Annotated in this window: 18 protein-coding genes; all 18 read right to left on the bottom strand. The window is 67.3% G+C overall.

The genetic code is table 11. The features are described from left to right. Position 1: 1 nt before the first annotated feature. The 18 genes from fliN to CLV67_RS04270 all read right to left on the bottom strand — a co-directional run bounded on the left by fliN (position 2) and on the right by CLV67_RS04270 (position 14744). Positions 2–751, bottom strand: coding sequence for a flagellar motor switch protein FliN (gene fliN / locus CLV67_RS04355; RefSeq protein WP_106315848.1), 750 nt, complete (start codon positions 749–751; stop codon positions 2–4). Beyond that, a complete protein-coding gene (locus CLV67_RS04350) occupies positions 748–1698 on the bottom strand; it encodes a flagellar motor switch protein FliM (protein WP_239166038.1) in 951 nt (316 codons plus the stop codon). The genes fliN and CLV67_RS04350 overlap by 4 nt, the downstream gene beginning before the upstream one ends. A 110-nt stretch (positions 1699–1808) precedes the next feature. After that, complete coding sequence (locus CLV67_RS04345) at positions 1809–2270, bottom strand: flagellar basal body-associated FliL family protein (protein WP_106315846.1); 462 nt, start codon at positions 2268–2270, stop codon at positions 1809–1811. A 17-nt stretch (positions 2271–2287) separates the two neighbouring features. Further along, a complete protein-coding gene (locus CLV67_RS04340; RefSeq protein ID WP_106315845.1) occupies positions 2288–3343 on the bottom strand; it encodes an OmpA/MotB family protein in 1056 nt (351 codons plus the stop codon). 5 nt (positions 3344–3348) lie between these two features. Beyond that, complete coding sequence (locus CLV67_RS04335) at positions 3349–4140, bottom strand: motility protein A (RefSeq protein ID WP_106315844.1); 792 nt, start codon at positions 4138–4140, stop codon at positions 3349–3351. Then, a complete protein-coding gene (locus CLV67_RS04330; RefSeq protein ID WP_106315843.1) occupies positions 4140–4427 on the bottom strand; it encodes a flagellar FlbD family protein in 288 nt (95 codons plus the stop codon). Before CLV67_RS04330 ends, CLV67_RS04335 begins: the two co-directional genes overlap by 1 nt. 195 nt (positions 4428–4622) lie before the next feature. Continuing rightward, positions 4623–5945, bottom strand: coding sequence for a flagellar hook protein FlgE (locus CLV67_RS04325; RefSeq protein ID WP_106315842.1), 1323 nt, complete (start codon positions 5943–5945; stop codon positions 4623–4625). Positions 5946–5983: 38 nt separating this feature from the next. Continuing rightward, the gene (locus tag CLV67_RS04320) at positions 5984–6418 is read right to left on the bottom strand and encodes a flagellar hook assembly protein FlgD (RefSeq protein WP_106315841.1); all 435 of its coding nucleotides are present in this window, start codon (positions 6416–6418) and stop codon (positions 5984–5986) included. 144 nt (positions 6419–6562) lie between these two features. Further along, entirely contained in the window at positions 6563–7051 is a 489-nt protein-coding gene (locus tag CLV67_RS04315) for a hypothetical protein (RefSeq protein WP_106315840.1), read from the bottom strand. A gap of 7 nt (positions 7052–7058) precedes the next feature. Further along, entirely contained in the window at positions 7059–7421 is a 363-nt protein-coding gene (locus CLV67_RS04310) for a response regulator (RefSeq protein ID WP_106315839.1), read from the bottom strand. Beyond that, entirely contained in the window at positions 7418–7903 is a 486-nt protein-coding gene (locus tag CLV67_RS04305) for a chemotaxis protein CheX (RefSeq protein ID WP_106315838.1), read from the bottom strand. The genes CLV67_RS04310 and CLV67_RS04305 overlap by 4 nt, the downstream gene beginning before the upstream one ends. Beyond that, positions 7900–8286 carry a response regulator gene (locus CLV67_RS04300; protein WP_173476755.1) on the bottom strand — a complete coding sequence of 129 codons (387 nt, stop codon included), beginning with the start codon at positions 8284–8286 and terminating at the stop codon, positions 7900–7902. The genes CLV67_RS04305 and CLV67_RS04300 overlap by 4 nt, the downstream gene beginning before the upstream one ends. A gap of 5 nt (positions 8287–8291) precedes the next feature. Next, positions 8292–9137 (bottom strand): CheR family methyltransferase, encoded by an 846-nt coding sequence (locus CLV67_RS04295; protein ID WP_106315837.1) that lies wholly within the window; start codon positions 9135–9137, stop codon positions 8292–8294. Then, complete coding sequence (locus CLV67_RS04290) at positions 9134–10282, bottom strand: protein-glutamate methylesterase/protein-glutamine glutaminase (RefSeq protein ID WP_106315836.1); 1149 nt, start codon at positions 10280–10282, stop codon at positions 9134–9136. The genes CLV67_RS04295 and CLV67_RS04290 overlap by 4 nt, the downstream gene beginning before the upstream one ends. A gap of 13 nt (positions 10283–10295) precedes the next feature. Then, positions 10296–11168 carry a hypothetical protein gene (locus CLV67_RS04285; protein ID WP_106315835.1) on the bottom strand — a complete coding sequence of 291 codons (873 nt, stop codon included), beginning with the start codon at positions 11166–11168 and terminating at the stop codon, positions 10296–10298. After that, a complete protein-coding gene (locus CLV67_RS04280) occupies positions 11168–11605 on the bottom strand; it encodes a chemotaxis protein CheW (RefSeq protein ID WP_106315834.1) in 438 nt (145 codons plus the stop codon). Before CLV67_RS04280 ends, CLV67_RS04285 begins: the two co-directional genes overlap by 1 nt. A gap of 1 nt (position 11606) precedes the next feature. Continuing rightward, positions 11607–13958, bottom strand: coding sequence for a chemotaxis protein CheA (locus tag CLV67_RS04275; protein WP_106315833.1), 2352 nt, complete (start codon positions 13956–13958; stop codon positions 11607–11609). A gap of 87 nt (positions 13959–14045) precedes the next feature. Beyond that, positions 14046–14744 carry a response regulator transcription factor gene (locus tag CLV67_RS04270; RefSeq protein ID WP_093619553.1) on the bottom strand — a complete coding sequence of 233 codons (699 nt, stop codon included), beginning with the start codon at positions 14742–14744 and terminating at the stop codon, positions 14046–14048. Positions 14745–14938 lie beyond the last annotated feature (194 nt).

The raw sequence follows: 14938 nt of genomic DNA, 5'->3' as shown, positions 1-14938 counted from the left end.
GCTACTCCCCTCCGGGCGAGACGATCTCGGTGATCCGGATGCCGAAGTTCTCGTCCACCACGACGACCTCGCCGCGGGCGATCAGGCGGCCGTTGACGAGCAGGTCGGCGGGGCTGCCGGCGGCCCGGTCCAGTTCGACGATCGCGCCGGGGGTGAGCGACAGCAGTTCCCGCACGCTCATCCGGGTCCGGCCGAGCTCGGCCGAGACCTCCATCTCGACGTCGTGCAGCATGTCCAGTCCGCCCCGTCCCCCGGAACGCGCGGGAGCCGCCCGCTGAGAGATGTTCACCGCCCCCGGGTCGTCACCGGGCCACTGGCTCAGGGCGAGCGCCAGGACGGCCCGTACCTCCGACTCGTCGCGGAGCGGAACCGCGACCGCGCCCTCCTTGGCGGCCAGCGCGCTGAGGGCGACCTCCGGTTCCATCAGCTGGCCGGGGTCGAGCACCACCGGGCCGAAGACCCGTGCCGCCGCCTCCAGAGCCGGCCGGACCGCGGCCGTGATGTCCAGCTCGCCGAGCGGGCTCTCCCGGAGGGCGTCCGCCAGGTCCTGCCCGACCACCACGAGGACCTCGCCGGAGGCCGCGCCGGTGAACCGCGCCGTGATCGCCTGTCCCTCGATCACCGTCCCCGCGTCCGGTATGACCGGGTCGGCGGCCACCAGGGCATGGCTGGTGGGCAGAACGGCCAGCGCGGCCTCGGCCGCGTTCCGGGCTAGCGCCAGCTGAGGCGCGGTCATGGTGGGCGCGGTCATGGGCGGCCAGACTCCTTGGACGAGCTCTCGTTGGGCGACGGCACGACGAGACACGCGAGCCGGGCGCCTTGATTACCGGGAACTGCATGAGCGAAAACGATGTCGTTTACGGTCACCTCGAGCGGCCGGCTGGTCATATGTCCGAGCGGGACGACGTCACCGGGGCGTAGATCCACGATGTCATCGGTGCGCATCCGAATGGGCTGGAATCGCACTGCTACGTCGATCGGAGCGGCGGAAAGTCCGGCGGTCAGGTTCCGCAGAGCGGTGTCCTTCACCTGCCGCTCGGCCGCGCTCAGCACGATCGCCTCGGTGCGCGACAGCACCGGCAGGATCGTGTTGAAAGGCAGGCAGATCGTGGAGATGCACTCCTCGGCGCCGATCTTGGTCTCGAACGAGGCCACCACTACCGCGTCGCCGGGCGCGTGCGCACGCAGGAACTGCGCGTTGTATTCGATCTCCTTGAGCTTCGGCGTGAGGTCCACCATGCTCTCGAAGCCGTAGCGCAGCTCGCCAAGCATCCGCTCGATCAGGCCGCGCAGCAGCGGCATCTCCACCTCGGTCAGCGGCCGCTCCGGCTGGGCACCGCCGGGCCCGCCGAGCATATGATCTATCGCGGTCATCACCGCCGACTGGGCGATCTCCAGCAGGACCGTTCCGGGCAACGGGTCCAGGGTGACCACACCGATGATCGTCGGGTTGGCGAGCGCGGCGACGTACTCGTCGTAGTTCAGCTGCTCGATGGAGATCAGGGAAACGTTGCTGACCACCCGGAGCCGGGTGGTCAGAAGGGTGCCGCAACTCCGTGCGTACGACTCGAAGACCATCTGCAACGTACGGACGTGCTCGCGGGAGAGCTTGATGGGGCGCCGGAAGTCGTACGCGGTCGGGCCTCCGCCTTGGCCGCGACGTGACATCCTGCCGGGGGATCGCTGAGCGGTGGTCACGTCGTCCTCATCGGCTCAGTTACCGAACCGCTGAGCCATGGCGGCGTTTTCATCCAGTTCTCGCGCCTATGGGCGGATCCCCGTGAGGAGACCCGCCCGGCGATGGTGTCTTACTGCGTCACGAAGGAGGTGAAGTAGAGGTCCATGACCATCTGCTTCTCTTCCACCTCGTAGGCCTTCTCGATCTTCTCGAGCAGCTCGGCCTTGAGCTTGTTGCGGCCTTCCTCGGTGGAGAGCTCAGCGATCGGGCGGCCGGTGTACTGCTCGATCGCCAGGTTCAGCGCCTGCGAGGTGTCGATCTCCTCGTGGCCGGCCGCCTCGGTCATCTGCAGGGCGAACCCGAACTTCAGGTAGTGCCCGTCCGCGAGGTTGACCGTCAGTGCGCTGTCGATCGCGACGACCGCGCCCTTGACCGGCTTCTCCTCGGCCGCGGAGGCCGAGTCGCCGCGGAGCATGAAGAACGCCCCCGCACCACCGCCACCGAGGATGACGAGTGCCATCGCGATGACGACCATGAGCATCTTGTTCGACTTCTTCGGCGCCTCGGCAGCCGTGTCCTTCTCGTCAGCCATCAGAACTCCCCCTCAGTTCAGTCGTGGTGTGTGGTGCTGGTGGTGGTCTTGGTCGTGGTGCTCGAGCCCGGCGTGGTGGTGCTCGGCGTGGTGGTGCTCGGCGTGGTGGCCGCGGTCTTCTGCTCGGCCTGGTACTGGGCCGTGGTCTGACCGGTGTGCAACTGCCCGTCCTTGCCGGCCGCGGAGGGCAGCAGGGCCGCCTGGTCCGCGGTGAGCTGGGTCAGGACGACGACGTCCACCCGGCGGTTCATCTGGACCGAACGCGGGTCCTTCGGGTCGATCAGCGGCTTGGTGTCGGAGAAGCCCACCGCGCTGAGCCGCTTCTTCGGCAGACCGTGGTCGGTGAAGAACCGGACCGTGGTCGAGGCACGCGCCGCGGACAGTTCCCAGCCGCTCGGGTAGTACGTGGTCCTGGCCTTGAGCTGGTTGGTGTGACCGTCGACCTCGATGTTGTTCGGCAGGCCGGCCAGGGTCGGTGAGATCGCCTTGAGGATCTTCTCGCCGCCTTCCTGGAGTTCCGCCCGGTTGCCGGCGAAGACGACCTCGTTGGTGACGATGGTGACCACCAGGCCGCGCTGGTCGATCGTGAACTTGGCGCTGTTGAGCATCTTCTGCGCCAGCAGCGCGTCAGCGATCTTGCGCTCGATGGCCTTCAGGTCCTCGACCTCCTTGGCGGCTTTCTCCGCGTTGGCCGATGCCTTCTTGCGGTCCTCGGCCTTGATGGCCCGCTCGACCGCTTCCTTCTGCTTCTTGTTCAGACCCTCGGTGCCGGACGAACCGTCGCCCGGGTTGGAACCCGGATCGATCTGCACCACCTGGGCGTTGTTGGCCGAGCCGTCGAGCGGTGCCGTGTTGCCCTGGAAGGCTGCACTGGGAGCTCCGAACCCGGCCGAGAGACCGGCCGCCAGCTGGGCGAACTTCTTGTTGTTGACGTCGCTCATGGAGAAGAGGACTACGAAGAGTACGAACAGCAGGGTCATCATGTCGGCATACGACACGAGCCAGCGCTCGTGGTTGGCGTGCTCCTCGTGCTCCTCGTGCTTCTGCTTACGCTTTCCCCCGCCGGAACTCATCTAGGTCAGGCCGCCTTCTTGCTCGAGGCCGCAGCTTCGGCCTTCTTCATCTCGTCGGGCGGCAGCAGGCTGCGCAGCTTCTGGGCGACCAGACGCGGGTTCGAGCCGGCCTGGATGGCCAGGACACCGTCGATCACCAGCTCCATCTCCTCCGCCTCGACCGCGCTCAGACGGGCCAGCCGGGCGCCCATCGGCAGCAGGATCATGTTGGCGCTGAGCACGCCCCAGAGGGTGGCGCAGAAGGCCGCGGCGATCGAGTGACCGAGCGTCTCGGGCTTGTCCAGGTTCTCCATGACGAGCACCAGACCCATGACCGTGCCGATGATGCCGATCGTGGGCGCGTAACCGCCCCAGGACTCGAAGAACTTCACGCCCGCCTTGTCGGACTTCTTCTTGGCCGCGACCTCGGCGTGCAGGATGTCGTGCAGCTCGTCCGGGTCGGTGCCGTCGATGGCCAGCTGCAGACCCCGCTTGAGGAAGGGGTGCTCGACCGTCTTGACCGCGTCCTCGAGGGCCAGGAGGCCCTCGCGGCGGGCCCGCTCGGCCAGCTTCACGACACTGTCGAGCAGCTCGGCGGCCGGAACCACCTTCTGGGTGAAGCCCTTCTTGAGCTGTGTGGTGAAGGCCTTGGTGTCCTTCATGACGCCACCCGCCATGGCGGCGAAGAAGCCGCCACCGAAGACCAGGAGCATCGACGGCCACAGCATGATGGAGGTGGGCGAGCCGCCCTCCACGAGCTGGACGGTGAAGACAACGGCGAGGCCGGCGACGACACCGATAATGGTAGCGAGGTCCATCAGCGTTCCTTCCGGTGCAGCGGGAGCACCTTGGCGTCGAGCTCGTTCTCCGAGGAGGACGAGGAGGTGGCGAGGGCCGAGGGCTCGGGCTCCATACGACTCGCCTGGGCGATCAGCGAGGCGCGGTAGTGACGCACCGAGTCGATGAACTCGGGCACGGACTCGGCGATGATGTACTTGGTGCCGTCCACCAGGGAGACGACCGTGTCGGGCGTGCAGTCGACGCGCTCGACCAGGTCCGGGTTCAGTGCGAACACGGCACCGTTGATACGAGTTACGAGGATCAAGACAGTTCCGTCCTTGGGTCGTCCTTGGCTGGTGGGGGCCGTCCGTGGCCCTTCGCCTGTAACTTCGGCCCGATCCCGGTTGCCGATGAGATCGAGGCGGTCGCCATCCGGGTGCGAATGACTCGCCCGGCCGGATCGCACGAACGGCCGGGACGGGCACGTGTGCCCGTCCCGGCCGCCCGGGTGCTACTGGTGCTAGCGCTTCATGCTGACGAGCTCCTGGAGGATCTCGTCGGAGGTCGTGATGATGCGGCTGTTGGCCTGGAAGCCGCGCTGGGCGACGACCAGGTTGGTGAACTCCTGCGCGAGGTCGACGTTGGACATCTCCAGCGCGCCGGAGATGACCTGACCCATGCCGGCACTGCCGGGTTCGCCGACCTGGGCGTACCCGGAGTTGACCGTGGTCCTGAAGAGGGAGTTGCCCACCTTCTCCAGGCCGGCGACGTTCTTGAAGGTCGCCATGGCGACCTGACCCAGCGTTTGCTTGAGGCCGTTGCTGTAGACGCCGATGATCTCGCCGCTGTCGGAGACGGTGTAGGAGAGCGAGGTGAGCGCGCCGGCCGTCTGGCCGTCGACGTTGAACACCCGTGCGTCGGTGAGACCCGAGTACATGGTCAGGTCCTTCAGGTTGATCTTCAGACCCGGGTCCGGCGGGGTGGCGGAGGGGTCCGCCGGCCGGAAGACCATGTTGCCGTCGGAGTCGAGGTTTCCGGGTGTCGGGCTGTCGGTAGCCTCGACGGTCGGCTTGCCCTTCGACATGTCGAGGGTCATCTGGCTGGTGCCGTTGACCGCGACGTTCGGAGTGAGGCCGCTGGGGTCGTAGTGCTCGTACAGGTCGACGGTCCAGTCGGTCACGACGGTCGTCCGGTCCGGCACGCCACGGGTGAACACGGCGGTGACCGTGCGGGTGGCGCCCTTGTCGTCGAACACCTTGACCGGGATGGTGACGATGTCGTTGAGTGCCAGCGGGTCGGCCGGGTAGTCGCTGGTCAGGTTGCCCTTCATGGTGATCTCGGTGGTCTGCTTCGGCGGGATGGTCGCGCCGAGGGGCATCTTGATGTCGCCCGGCTGCACACCCGAGTTCACGATGCCTTCCGAGTCCGCGGTCCAGCCCTGCACGGGCTCACCGGTGGCCGTGGCCAGCACGCCGTTCGCGTCGAAGAAGAACGAGCCCGCACGCGTGTAGAGGTTCTCGTTGCCGCTGCGGGTGATGAAGAAGCCGTCACCCTGGATCATCATGTCGCCGGACTTGCCGGTGGTCTGTGCCGAACCCTGGCTGAAGTTGGCGGTGATGCCACCGACCCGCACGCCGAGGCCGACCTGGGCCGGGTTGGTGCCGGCCATCCCGTTCTGCGGCGATCCGCCGGCGCCCAGCATCTGGCTCATCGTGTCGTTGAACTGCACCTGCGACGACTTGTAGCCGGTGGTGTTGACGTTCGCGATGTTGTTACCGGTGACGTCGATCATCCGCTGGTGGGCGTTGAGGCCACTGATGCCCGAGTAAAGAGAACGCAGCATTGAGAAAGGTCCTTAGCGGTAGGAGGGCGAACCGGGAATCAGGCGGTCTTGTTCTCGGTCGTCGAGATCTCCGTGACCTTGGACAGCTGCACATCCGTGTTCCCGACCTTGAGCGTCGGTTCGCTGTCTCCATTGAGCTTCGCCGAACTGATCACGCCGGTCTGCAGAGCGCCGGTGGCGTCCTGATACGTGACCGTCTTTCCGACCAGCGAGCTGGCCCCGATCATCCGCTGCGACTGCAGCATGTCGATCATGGCCTCGAGCTTCTCGACCTGCGTGAACTGCGCGGTCTGCGCCAGGAACGCGGTCGAGTCGGCGGGCTTCGTGGGGTCCTGATACTTCAGCTGTGCGACAAGGAGCTTCATGAAGGTGTCCTTGTCGCCGAGCGACTTGCTTTTCGCTTCAGAGGCTTTGGCCGCGGCCAAGGCCTTGGCCGCATCGGCTCCGGTTGGTCCGGACATCGGTGAGGTCATCGACTTCTCCTGTCCCGTAGCAGGCTCAACCTAAGCTTCGGCCCGGCCCGAGTTTTGCTTAGGCACAAATTTGCGGGCCCGCCGGATGACCGGCGGGCCCGCAACGGGAGATCTTCAATTTTGTACGCCTATAGGTCTGAAGGGTCAGGGTGCGAGGGACAGGCTGAGCTTGCCCTTTCCGTAACGGTTGACCTCGACGCTCAGGTCCAGGCGGCGCCCCAGGGCGAGCAGGACGGCGCGAGCGTCGGCCGGCAGCTCCTGGTTCGGGTAGATCACCTGGTACAGCTTCACGTGCGGGGCGCCCTCACGGTTGAGGAGGCTGGTGAAGACGTTGCACAACTCGAAGACGTTCTCCGCCAGGTTCGGGAAGAGCTGCTTCTCGTCGATGCTGTCCTCAGCAGCGCCGGCCGGCAGCAGACCGAGCGCAGCCCCGGCGTTGGCGGCGAGGCTGAGCGTCATGCCCATGACCGCGTAGATCTTCTGACCGTTGTCGGTGAAGATCGCGCTCGTCGTGAGAGGCACCTCCGGCGCACCGATGGGGTCGCCGGGACTGACGGTCACCTCTCGCCCGAGGAGGTCCTCGAACAGGTTGCGTACGGCTAGAGAGCCGGGAAGAACCGAGACGTCTGACATGTCTTAATCATCCCAAAATAGGAGCGAACACTTCATCGAATCGCTCAGCGGTGAAGGGTTTGACGATGAAGAACGCGGATCCGGACGCTTCGGCCGCCGTCTTCATCTCCGGCGTGCACTCCGAGGTGACGAAGCCGAACTTGACGTTGTTGCCGGCCGCACGGAGCTGCCGGAGAACCTCGATACCGGTCAGGTGCGGCATGTTCCAGTCCGAGATGACCAGATCCGGCTTCTGCGCGGTGGCCATGTCCAGGGCTTCCTTGCCGTCCGCCGCCTCGATCAGATCGTGATCTCCGAACCCGGCCTGCCGCAGGGTCCGGACGACGATCTGCCGCATCACCCGGCTGTCGTCGGCGATGAGGATCTTCATGCACCCTCCTCCTTGTTGTCGGTGCTGCTCTGCCACATCGAAATGGACACGGGTTCGCCCTCCCACACCCCGTACACCCCGCTGATGCGCTGGGTGTTCGGGAACCGCGCCGAAGCCTCCGGCGAGAGATTGACTTGCGGGAGCGACAACTGCGCCCCGGGAGGCAACATCGCTTTGACGTTGCCTCCGACGATGTTTGCGAGTTCGCCGAGCGTGTCGGAGATGTCCTCCTCACTCACTTCCTCAAGCTCCATGGCGAGGAAGGCGGCCGCGGCGCGCTGGGCGGCGGCACGGGAGGACGCGTAAACGACATGCCCGGTCCAGGAACCGGTGATGGAGACCGAGGAATGCACCTCGGACGGCTGATTCTCGTCGTACGTCGGGATCAACGGGCTCACGCCCTCGGGATCCAGGTACGACTCCCACACCTGTTCCACCATCTCGGCGAGGTCGCTCTCGTCGACCTCGACTTCGACGCTCATGAGTTCGCTCCGGTCGGGACGAGGCCCAGCAGGGCCAGCTTTTCGATCATGGCGCCCTCGGTGAAGGGCTTGATCACGTATTCGTGGGCACCCGCGGCGAGCGCCCGTACGATCTGGCTCTGTTCGCTCTCGGTGGTGACCATGACGAGGGTCATCTCCCGCAGCCGTGGATCGGCCCGGACCTTGGTGACGAACTCGAGCCCGTTCATGTTGGGCATGTTCCAGTCGATTAGGGCCAGCTCCGGCACCTCCGTCATGTCGGCGAGGAGATCCATGGCCTCCTTGCCGTCCCCCGCCTCCACCGCCTCGAAGTTGAGCTTCGTGACAATGCGCTTGAGGATCATGCGCATCGCACGCGAGTCGTCGATCACCATGGCGCGCATCGGCGTCATCCCCTTCTCACGGCACCGGCGGGCGCCGCGGTGCGAGTCCGGTAGGCGGAGGTTCGGCCGGCGGCCACCCGCTCGTAGTTGTCGTCGATCCCGATCGTGGTCTCGGCCGCACCGAGGAAGAGCAGGCCGTCCGGGCGCAGGATCTTGGCGGCGTTCTGCAGCACCTGGCGCTTGGTGGCCACGTCGAAGTAGATGAGGACGTTGCGCAGGAAGATCACGTCGAACGGCTGCATCGGCGGGAACGGCGCGGTGAGGCTCATGTGCTTGAACGAGACGTTCTTGCGCAGCGCCGGGATGATCCGCCAATGCGCACCGGCCCGCTCGAAGTACTGCACGAGCTGGGTCGCCGCCAGGCCGCGGTTCACCTCGACCTGGCTGTACTCGGCCTTCTGCGCCCGCTCCACCATCGCGGTCGAGATGTCGGTGCCGACGATCTCGTACGTCCACCCGGCCGGCAGGGTCTCCTGCAGCGTGATGGCCAGGCTGTACGCCTCCTGCCCGCTGGAGCTGGCGGCGGACCAGAAGCGCAGCTTGCGCACGGTCGCGCGGGATTTGATCAGTTCGGGAAGCACCACGTCGGTGAGCGCCGAGAACGGCTCCCGGTCCCGGAAGAACGACGTCTCGTTGGTGGTGAGAGCGTCGATGATCTTGCGCTGGTGCGTGGGATTCGGCCGCTTCTGCAGGTCACCGATGAAGTCGTTGACGTTGGCGGCGCCGACCGCCCGGGCGACGGGGATCAGCCGGGCCTCGACCAGGTACTCCTTTCCCGGAGCCAGGACGATCGAGGCCTCCTTGCGCACCAGGTTGGAGATGAAGGTGAACTCCCCCTGGGAAAGGGTCATCGCGCCACCGCCGGTGACCGGCCCACCCGGACACGGTTGAGCAGGGCTCCCGCGATCCGGTCCAGCGGCAGCACCTCGTCGGCCAGGCCGGCGGCGACCACGGCGCCGGGCATACCCCAGACCACCGAGGTCGCCTCGTCCTGCGCCAGCACCTCGGCGCCCGAGTCTCGTAGCACTTTCGCACCACTCCGTCCGTCTTGTCCCATGCCGGTGAGGATGGTCGCGAAGCACGACCCGCCGTACAGACCCGCCACCGACCGGAACATCACGTCCACGGCCGGGCGGCAGGAGTTCTCCTGCGGCGCGTTGCTCAGCTGCGTCAGGGTCGAGACCCCGCGGCGCTGGAAGATCAGGTGCCGGTCCCCGGGGGCGATGTAGACCGTTCCGGCCGTGAGTTCCATGGCATCGCCGGCCTCGACGACCTTCAGCGGGGTGCTGCGGTCGAGCCGCTCGGCGAACATCTTGGTGAAGACGGGCGGCATGTGCTGGGTGATCACGATCGGCACGGGAAGGTCCGCCGGCAGCCCGAGCAGCACCTTGGTGAGCGCGTCGGGGCCGCCCGTGGACGAGCCGATCGCCAGGATCTCGATCTTGCCGCCGGGTGCCCGTTTGGCCGCGGGACGGGCCGGGGCCGGGCCGGTGGCGCCCGGACGTCCCGGTGCGCCGGGACGCAGCGGCGCGGGACCGCCGGGACGCAGCCCGGCCGGTGCGGAACTCCGGCTGGGCGATCCGGCGGGGGGACGACGGCGACCACCGAGAGCCTGGATCTTCGGTACGAGCTGCTCGCGTACCGCCATCATCGATTCCTGCACCGAGCCGACGTTGCTCGGCTTGGTGACGTAGTCGGTGGCGCCCGCGGCCAGCGCCTCCAGCGTGGCGGTCGCTCCCGCCGCCGACAGCGTGCTGAACATGATCACCGGGGTGCTGTGCCGCTTGCGCAGCTCGCGAACCGCCTCGATGCCGTCCATCTGGGGCATCTCGATGTCCATGGTGATCACGTCGGGCTTGAGCTGATCGATCTTCGCCTGTGCGAGCAGACCGTTCGCCGCGGTGCCGACGACCTGGATGCCCGGCGCCTCGCCGAGTGCATCGACGATCAGCCGACGGACCACCACGGAATCGTCGACGACGAGAACCGAGATCATTCGACCACTCCCTTCAACCGAGCCAGGCCGGGCCGAGCGCCGCGACCACCGGTGCGAGCAGCCGGTGAGCCGTGGCGGTGTCCAGCAAGTCGCGCACCACCAGCGCCTGAACGGCGCCGCTGAGCATGTTCCAGACCCCTCCGGCACGATCTGCCAGCGGAATACCGGCCGTGTCGACCGCCTGTACGAGCAGCATCTGCGCCGCGGCCGCGGTGCGGACCCGGTCCGAGAGGTACGCCGCCCACGACGCCGAATGCACGGCGGGCGACCAACCGGCGGTGTTGCGCCGGGCGTCGTCGGCCGCGGTGGAGACCCGTAGCCGATCCTCCGTCCGCAGCGTCCGCAAGCGGTCCAGTAGAGCCGACACCGTGTAGTGGTGCGGGCCCAGGTCGATCGGGGCGCCGGCCGGCAGTTTCCGTACCGCCGACACCCATCCGGCGCCGAGCCGGCGCCGGATGTCGGAGTCCAGCACCTCTCGCAGGTAGCTGGCCACCGCCGCGTCGCAGAGCAGCGCGGTCGCGGCCGCGGCGTCCTCGCTCTGCCTCGCGTCCCGTCCGGCCCCCTCCCAAGTCCACGACATCACGTCGTAGCGCAGGCAGGTCAGCAACGCGTCGACCGAACCGATCGGCGCGCGTTCGACCAGTGCGAGGTTTCCGGCCGGGTCGTCCTTCGACATCCCCTTGAGGGTGGGCATCCGCCGGGCGGCGCTCTCCACCTCGACCCACAGCGGCCCCCGGACGTTCTCGTCCGGCAGCCGCTCGGCGAGCACCGACAGGTCCCCGCTCTGCAGACGCAACGCGCGCAGCATGACCTCGGCCACGGCCGGCCCGCCCTCCAGGCGGGTCAGATCGAAGCCCAGAACGGGGGCGCTGACCAGGCTGTACATCAGATGGTGGCGCGGTAGGTATCGACGGCCTGATTGACGTCGAGAGCCAGCATCAACCGTCCGTCCAGCTTGAACGTGCCCACCACCAGCTCCCGTGTCGGTCCGCTCAGCGTGTCCGGTGGCGGCTCGAACGTCTCGTCGTCGAGATCGACCACCTCGCCGATCTTGTCCACCAGCAGTGACACCGGTTCACCGTCACCGCGCAGGATGACGTTCATGACCGGACCCTGCAGGGCCTGCCGGGCAAGGCCCAGCTGCACCCGCAGATCCACTGCGGCGATCACCTGACCGCGGAGGTTGAACAGGCCACCGACGGCGGGCGGGGCGAGCGGCACGGGGGTGTACTCGTTGTACGAGAGCACCTCCTGCACCGTGTGCACCTCGACGCCGAAGAGCTGGCCGTCCACCTCGAAGGTGGCGAACTGACGACTCGCCATGTCAGGCCTCCACCAGCATGTCGTCCATCGCATCGCTGTAGAAGTTCGGGTCGGCGGCGAGGATGGCCCGGCGCACGTCGAGCAGCTCGGTGACCCGTTGCTGGATCACCGCGGTGCCGACCAGGCCGTCCTCCTCCGCGTCGCGGCGTGCGGTCGTCGAGTTCTCGGCGATGTCGACGATCCGATCCACCACCAGTGCCACGCTCTTTCCGCCCTCGCTGTAGACGACCACCGACACGGTGTCGCCCTCAAGCTCCTCGCCGTACGCCCCGAGCAGGTGCGACAGCCGCACCAGGGGCAGGATCTGACCGCGGTACTGGACGACCTCGCGTGAGCCGGCGTGCTCGATCCGATCGCGCGGGAACTCCTCCAGCCGTGTGACCGTGTCCAGCGGGATCGCCACCCGGCGTTCGCCGACCGCGGTGACGAGCAGGCGCTCGGTGCCTCCACCGCCCTGGCCACGCTTCTCGGCCACGTTCTCGCGCTCGGAGTCGACGGCCAGATGCGAGCGGCGGGCCAGCGAGGACACGTCCAGGATCAGACCGACCTTGCCGTCACCCAGGATCGTCGCTCCGGCGTACAACCCGATGTCCTTGAATCTGGTGTTGAGGGCCTTGACGACGACCTCTTCGGTGTTCAGGACGCGGTCCACGACCAGTCCGAACCGACGGCCGTCGGCCTGCAGCACCATGATGTAGACGCCCTGGTCACCACCGACTTCAAGACCGAGAGCACGATCCAGCCGTACGAGTGGGAGCAGCTTGCCGCGCAGCCGGTAGACGGGCGCGCCCGAGGCGTACTCGACCTTGGTGGTATTGCCGTCGATGAAGACCAGTTCGAGCACCGCGACCTGGGGCACGACGTAGCGCTGCTCGCCGCAGTCGACCGTCAGCGCCTGGATGATCGCCAGCGTCAGCGGAATGGTGAGCCGCCAGACCGTGCCTTCGCCGGGCGTCGAGTCGACGCTGACCGCACCGCCGATGTTCTCGATGTTGGTCTTGACCACGTCCATGCCGACACCTCGGCCGGAGACGTTGGTGACCTTCGCGGCGGTGGAGAAGCCGGGCTGGAAGACCATCGCCATGATGTCGCGCTTGTCCATGTTCGGCACCTGCTCCGGCCGGAGCAGACCGTTCTCCACGGCCTTCTGCGCGATCCGCTCGACGTTGAGGCCGGCACCGTCGTCGGCGACCTCGACGGCGACGTGACCACCCTCGTGGTACGCGCGGAGGGTGAGCGTGCCCTCCGGCCCCTTGCCGCTGGCGATCCGCCGCTCCGGGTCCTCGATGCCGTGGTCGACCGCGTTGCGTACGAGGTGGGTCAGCGGGTCCTTGACCGCCTCCAGCAGGCTTCGGTCGAGCTCGGTCTCCTTGCCCTCCATCACCAGCGCGACCTGCTTGCCGAGCGAGTTGCTCAGGTCCCGGATGACTCGGGGAAGCTTGGACCAGATGTGCTCGATGGGCTGCATGCGGGTCTTCATGATGCCCTCTTGCAGCTCACTGGTGATCATGCCGAGCCGCTGGGCGCTGCGGACCAGACCGGAGTCACCGATCTCCATCACGCCGCGGACCAGCTGGTTCCGGGCCAGGACCAGCTCACCGACCATGTTCATGAGGGTGTCCAGCAGGTCGACGTCGACCCGGATCGCGCTGTCCGCGATGCTCCGCTTCGGCGCCTGCGACTGCAGTGCCTCACTGACCGCGGCCGGCTGCGCCTTGCCCTCGTCGAGCAGGATCGTGCCGAGTTTGCGCTCGTCGCCCTCGATCTGCTGCTGCAGCGCCGAGGCCACGTCGGAGGGCTGGGCCGCGCCCGCGTCGACCAGCATCTGGCCGAGCGGCTGGCGCTGGTCGGCGACCGGCTCGGGTGACGGGCGGGCGGCCGAAGCCTCCTGCTCGACGGTCACCGGGGTCTCCGCCTCGGCCGCCGGAGCCTCCGCAGCCGGTGCGGCGGCGGGTGCGGCGTCCGTGGGCGCGTTCATCTGCGCCTGGATCTTGACAATCATGCTCTCGATGTCGACCTCGGCCTCGGACCCGTTCTCCTCGATGGAGGAGAGGATCGACCGCACACCGTCGATGCAGAGCAGCAGGACGGTGATGGTCTCCGGGGTGACCGGCTGGACACCGTCACGAAGCCGCGAGAGCAGCGACTCACCGGCGTGCGCCAGCTTCTCCAAGCGGGAGAACGCGAGGAACCCGCTGGTGCCCTTGATGGTGTGGATCGCCCGGAAGATGCGGGAGATCAGATCACGCGATCCCGGCTCCTGCTCGAGGCTGACGAGGTCCCGGTCGATCTGGTCCAGGTTCTCGTGGCTCTCCATGAGGAATTCGCCAACGATCTCGCCAAGGTCTTCCACGACTTGCTACCTCCTGCTCGCGGCTTCACTGCCCTCATCGACCCCTCGGGGCACCAACTGAGAAGATCGCCCGGTACGCCGGAATGATCAGGACTCCCCGCCGGGACGGCGGTAGCGATAGCCGAAACCTCGGACCGATTCGATCGGCGACTCGTCGGGATCGGACCAGCCGAGCTTTCGCCGCAGACGCAGGACCGCGAACTTGACCCGTTCCTGACCGATGCCGGTCGGGTCGTCCCAGGCCTGTGTGAGCAGCTGGTTCGGCGAGAGGACCGCACCGGCATGCCGCACCAGCGCGTTGAGCAGGCGGAACTCCGTCGGGGTGAGACGTTTCTCCTCGCCCTTGACGTAGACCCGGCGCTTGGTCGGGTCGAGATGCACCAGGCCGTCGTCGTAGACCTGGCTGGCCCAGCTGTTCTGCCCGGAGGACGAGCGCCGCAGCAGCGCCTCCACCCGGGCCAGCAGTTCGTTGTTGGCGAACGGCTTGGTCAGGTAGTCGTCCGCGCCGCCGCGCAGGCCGCGTACCTTCTCCGCCTCCTGGCCGTGGGCGGTGAGAACCAGCACCGGGACGTCCGAGACGTCACGCAGCCGCTCCAGCACCTGCCAGCCGTCCATCTCCGGCAGACCGACGTCCAGCACCACCAGGTCGGGGTGCTCGGCGTAGGCCTCCTTCAGCCCGGACCTGCCGTCGGCGGCATGCGCCACCTCATAACCGGCCCGACTGAACAACAGCCGGAGAGCGAGTGCGATGTCCGGGTCGTCCTCGACCACGAGAAGGCGACTCATCGTTTGCTCACCCTGCCCCCAACCCGTGCTCGCGCCCTGTTCGGGCACGGCTGAACTCCGGGCACGCGGACGTGTTGCCGAGGATCAGCTTTTGCCTGGCACCGCCCGCGCGACCGCGAGCGGGAGAGTCCGCAGACGTAAACCACCAAATAGCGTGATGTCACCGTCTATTTACGGACAGTGACAGTCTAGCG

The sequence above is a fragment of the Actinoplanes italicus genome (assembly GCF_003001815.1).
Lineage (GTDB): Bacteria > Actinomycetota > Actinomycetes > Mycobacteriales > Micromonosporaceae > Actinoplanes > Actinoplanes italicus.
The sequence above is the reverse complement of the archived record's forward strand: the minus strand, read 5'-3'. Positions and strand labels throughout refer to the sequence as shown.